The sequence below is a fragment of the Nocardiopsis sp. TNDT3 genome, assembly GCF_003427465.1.
Classification (GTDB): Bacteria; Actinomycetota; Actinomycetes; order Streptosporangiales; family Streptosporangiaceae; genus Nocardiopsis; species Nocardiopsis dassonvillei.
Genome location: NZ_QPFC01000366.1, coordinates 1 through 4655 on the forward strand (window position 1 = coordinate 1; position 4655 = coordinate 4655).

The 4655-nt window shown below is 73.6% G+C and carries 4 protein-coding genes; 3 read left to right on the plus strand and 1 reads right to left on the minus strand.

Features of this window, described 5'->3' with window-relative positions; all coding sequences use genetic code 11:
* Positions 1 to 195: 195 nt before the first annotated feature.
* Positions 196 to 1410 carry a D-mannonate dehydratase ManD gene (gene manD / locus DQW06_RS09735; RefSeq protein ID WP_117198317.1) on the minus strand — a complete coding sequence of 405 codons (1215 nt, stop codon included), beginning with the start codon at positions 1408 to 1410 and terminating at the stop codon, positions 196 to 198.
* A 439-nt stretch (positions 1411 to 1849) separates the two neighbouring features.
* Here manD and DQW06_RS09740 point away from each other — a divergent pair, with 439 nt between their 5' ends.
* From DQW06_RS09740 to DQW06_RS09750, 3 genes are all read left to right on the plus strand, one after another.
* Positions 1850 to 2893 (plus strand): LacI family DNA-binding transcriptional regulator, encoded by a 1044-nt coding sequence (locus tag DQW06_RS09740; RefSeq protein ID WP_013152209.1) that lies wholly within the window; start codon positions 1850 to 1852, stop codon positions 2891 to 2893.
* Between the two features lie 103 nt (positions 2894 to 2996).
* Positions 2997 to 4076, plus strand: coding sequence for a hypothetical protein (locus DQW06_RS09745; protein ID WP_013152208.1), 1080 nt, complete (start codon positions 2997 to 2999; stop codon positions 4074 to 4076).
* Between the two features lie 284 nt (positions 4077 to 4360).
* A partial coding sequence (locus tag DQW06_RS09750) for a family 10 glycosylhydrolase (protein ID WP_157983393.1) occupies positions 4361 to 4655 on the plus strand: 295 nt, incomplete at its 3' end.

The following is a 4655-nucleotide window of genomic DNA, read 5'->3' on the forward strand; positions in this document are numbered from 1 at the left end:
GCGCGCGTCCCCCGCGCGCCCGCCCCGGCGTGCGTCACGGTGCCGGAACGCGCCGTTCAGGCGCAGCACGGCTGCCGGACGGCGGGCGGCGCCGGGCGCAGGCGGGGAGGGCCCGTGCGCGCCCGGACCGGACCCCCGCGAGCCGAGGCCGGTCCGAAGGACGGGACCGGGTCCCACCTGGCCGGGGCGGACGCCTCACCAGTCGTGCATCGAGCCGTCGAGCCTGCGGTTGACCGGCAGGTACCGGGCCTCGTAGGGGTAGCGGGCCGCGGCCTCCTCGTCGATCTCCACCCCCAGACCCGGCGCGTCGCCCGGGTGCATGTAGCCGTCCGCGAAGGTGTAGGAGGTCCGGAACACCTCGCTGGCGGGCTCCAGGTGCCCCATGTACTCCTGGATGCCGAAGTTGGGCACGGTCAGGTCCAGGTGCAGGGCCGCGGCGAACGACACCGGCGACAGGTCGCCCGCGCCGTGCGAGCCGGTGCGCACCCCGTACAGGTCGGCCAGGTCGAAGATCCGCCGCAGGTGCGTGATGCCCCCGCTGTGCGAGACCGACATGCGGATGTAGTCGATGAGCCGCTCGGTGATCAGGTGCTGGCAGTCCCAGATCGTGTTGAAGACCTCCCCCACCGCCAGCGGGGTGGTGGTGTGCTGGCGGATCGCGCGGAACGCCTCCTGGTCCTCGGCCGGGGTGGGGTCCTCGATCCAGAACATGCGGTAGGGCTCCAGCGACCTGCCCAGCTGGGCGGCCTCCAGCGGGGAGAGCCGGTGGTGCACGTCGTGCAGCAGGTGGAAGCCGTAGCCGAACCTCTCCCGGACCGCCTTCATCATCTCGGGCGCGAAGTCCAGGTAGGCGGGGGTGTGCCAGACGTTGTCGGTGGGCATCGCCGCGTCGGCGGGCTCGTAGGTGTGGCCGGTGCCGGGGTGGTGCAGCCCGTAGGTGCTCTCCAGGCCCGGGACGGCGGCCTGCACACGCACCGCCCGGTACCCCTGGTCCAGGAAGCCGCCGACCGAGTCCAGGAGGTCGTCCACGGACTGGCCGCTGGCGTGGCCGTAGACCATGACGCCGTCGCGCGCGGCTCCGCCGAGCAACTGGTGGACGGGCTTGCCGACCCGCTTGCCGAGGATGTCCCACAGGGCGCAGTCCACGGCGGCGATCGCGGTCATGGTGACGGGGCCGCGCCGCCAGTAGGCGCCGCGGTACAGGTACTGCCAGATGTCGTTGATACGTCCGGAGTCGCGGCCCACGAGCAGCGGGCAGACGTGGTCGCGCAGGTAGGAGGCGACGGAGAGTTCGCGGCCGTTCAGGGTGGCGTCGCCGAGGCCGGTGGTCCCGTCCTCGGTGGTGATCTTGAGGGTGACGTAGTTGCGTCCCGGGCACGTCACGATGACGTCGGCGGAGGTGATCCTCATGGGTGCTTCCTCGTGGGTGGGGGTGTACCGCGACACCCGGCGTAACCGGTCCGCGGGGACGGCCGGACGGTGGCGCGCCCCCGCGGACCGGGGCCCTGGTGAGCCCGGCGGAGTCGCGCCGCGCTGTGCCGCCAACTCCCCGCGCTGTGCCTGACGTCGTAGATATATCGTTTTCCCACTAGGGTGTCGAGACCTGGAAAAACCTCTCTCACTGCGGTAGGGTCCGCCGAAACGTTCGGGTTCATCGTTTTCCCAAGGACTCCCCGGCACGCGTCGGGAAGCCCTCCACACACCCACGGGCGACCTGTCCGTGCCCCGCCCCCGCCATGCCCGCGACACCCGGGAGCGGCGGCGCGAGCGCGGGGAAGCCCGCCACAGCGAAGGGAGCGGCACTGGTGCGCGAGCAAGCCCCCGGCGCCCCGTCCGGTCGGAAGGCGCCATGACGGCCGTCCGCGGGTCCACCGGCCGCCCCACGATCTCCGACGTCGCCGCGCTGGCGGGGGTGTCGGTCTCGGCCGTGTCGAAGGTGGTCAACAACAAGGGCCGCATCGCCGAGCCCACCCGCCGGCGGGTCCTCGACGCCGTGGAGAAGCTCCAGTGGTCGCCCTCGGCCGCGGCCGTGGCCCTGCGCGGGGCCCGCACCCGGGCCATCGGCATGGTCTCGCGCCGCTCCCCCGACCTGCTGTCCTACGACCCGCACTTCGGCGTGCTGATCTCGGGCATCGAGCGCGAACTCGCCCCCCTGGACTACGGTCTGCTGCTGCACATCGTGGGCGAGGAGGAGGACGCCGAACGGCGCGCCTACCGGCGTCTGGCCGAGGAGCGCCGGGTGGACGGAGTCATCCTCACCGAGAGCCTGGTCCGCGACCCCCGGTTCGACCTGCTGCGGAGGCTCGGGCTCCCCTCGGTGCTGATCGGCATGCCCTGGCGCGACGACCCGGTCGCCTCGGTGCTCGCCCCCGACCAGGAGCGGGGGCTGGTCGAGGCGGTCCGGCACCTGGCCTCGCTGGGGCACCGGCGGGTGGCCTACGTGTGCGGCCCCGAGGACCGCGTGCACACCGGGTTCCGCCGCCGGATCGTGGAGGAGCAGGTGCGGCGGCACGGGCTGTCCGCCGTCGTGCTGACGGTCCCCGACTTCACCACCGAGGGGGCGGCCGCGGCCACCGACGAGGCGCTGTCGGCGGCCGAGCGGCCCACCGCGATCCTGTTCGCCAACGACATGATGGCGATCGCCGGGATCAGCGCCGCGCGCAGGCGGGGGCTGGAGGTGCCCCGGGACCTGTCCGTCGTCGGCCACGACGGCCTGCCCCTGGGCGCGCTCGTACAGCCTCGGCTGACCACGGTCGGCCACGACCTGGTGGGGCTCGGGCGGGCCGCCGCGCTGACGCTCGTGGCCGCGCTGGACGGGGTGCCGGCCGACGTGCCCGCGATCGCCCCTCCCGGGCTGGTCGTGCGCGAGTCCACGGCGCCGCCCGGAGCCTGAGCGCGGACGGCGCGGGCCCCATCCATCGTCGGGCTCCCGTGGCCGGATGTTCCTCCCTGGGTGGAACGAGGGCCGCCGGAACGGGTCACTACCCTCTTCTCCCATGGAATCCATCAACGGCCGGCGAACGGTGCTCGCGGGCATCCCCCGCAGAGAGGGATACGGGATCGAGGCGCGGGTCGTCCACGGAGACGCCCCCGAGCTGGCGGGGTCCGGCCCCGGGGACTCCAGGGTGGCCCTCACCGCACCGCTGCTGAGGGTGATCGGCCCCCGCGGTCGGCGGCGGGTCGTGGTCGGCCGGTTCCGAGTGCGCACCGAGCGGGGCGAGGCGCCCGTGGTCGCCCTGGCCGTGCAGGCCGTGTGGGCGGAGAGCAGCGGCTGGCGCCAGGAGCGGCCCGCCGCCGGAAGCCCCGACGGCGAACTCGTGGCCTCGCTGGACGAACCCGCCCACGGCATCGTCGGGGACACGCGTTCCAGGGCGGTGGCCATGGTGAAGGCGTTCGCCGAGTCCTCGCGCAACGAGGTGCTGCGGCTGCGGGAGCTGCGCTACGAGCTGGAGCAGCGCATGGCCGACCACCTCGCCGGGCGGACTGACGGGCAGCTGCGCACCCTGCTCGCGGCGACCATCGAGCTCTCGTCCGCCGTCGGCCGGGCGCGCGACCAGGCTCTGGAGGACCACCGCGAGGTGCTGTGTGTCTGGAGGTGGGACAAGGAGGCCTACCTGCGCGTGCGGGACGGCCTGGTCACGGGGGCGGACGGCGCGCCCGCCTGGGAGGCGCGGCTGCGCGCGGGCGTACAGCACTGCGAGGCGATGGAGCGCGAACTGGCCGAGGAGTCGGACCGGCTCCAGGCACTGCTGGGCGGCATGTCGAGCTTCGCGGTGGCGCAGGGGGCCGAGGCACAGGAGCGGTTCACCCTGGCCGTCGGGGCCGGAGCCGCGGTGATCGGCCTTCCGGCCCTGGTGCTGGCGCTGTACGGTGCCAACCCCTACCTGCCGCTGGACTCCCTCGACCGCGCCTGGCGGCTGCTGCTGCCGATCGGGGCCACGGCCCTGGTCGCCGTGCTCGCGGTCCTGGCGTGGATGCCCGGCACCACCCGGCCCCGCCACTACCTGGTGGCGGTCGGGGCCGTGGCCGCCCTCGTGTCCGTGCTCCTGTTGGCGGGCGCGCTCGTCCCCGTCTGAGGCGTGCCCGGGGACGGGCGGTTCCGGCCCACGGCGGGAGGGCCCTCCCCGCGGGCGGTCCCGGCGGACGGACCGGGTCGAGACGCCGCCCCTGATGGGGGTGGTTGCTTTTCCCCGGCAGATGAGATTCAAACCACCAAAATCACCCATGTTGTCCAAAACGTTACTTCTTCGCCTACTCTGATGCCCGACGTGACGTCAAACGGATGTCAACGCAGCTCAGAGGAGTTTCCTTGACCCCTGAACGACGAGCCGGCCTCTCACCGCGCTGGCGCTCCCGGTGGGTGGCCGCGGCCGCCGCGTCGGGGCTCATGATCTCCGGATACGCCCTCGTCGGCGCGGCCCACTCCCCCACCGGGTCCTTTCCCGGCCCCGGCGCGGCCGGTTGCGAGGCCTCCCAGGACAAGCGGCAGATGCGCGGGGCGTGGCTGACCACGGTCGGCAACATCGACTGGCCCTCCGAGCCGGGCCTGTCCGCCGAGGACCAGAAGGCGGAGATGGACCAGCGCCTGGACGAGGCGGTGGACCTCGGCCTGAACACCGTGTTCCTGCACGTGCGGCCCACCGCCGACGCCGTCT

Excerpts from the sequence above, each read along its gene's own strand:
- manD (WP_117198317.1), bottom strand. The coding sequence starts at position 1,410 with ATGAGGATCACCTCCGCCGACGTCATCGTGACGTGCCCGGGACGCAAC.
- DQW06_RS09740 (WP_013152209.1), top strand. The coding sequence starts at position 1,850 with ATGACGGCCGTCCGCGGGTCCACCGGCCGCCCCACGATCTCCGACGTC.
- DQW06_RS09745 (WP_013152208.1), top strand. The coding sequence starts at position 2,997 with ATGGAATCCATCAACGGCCGGCGAACGGTGCTCGCGGGCATCCCCCGC.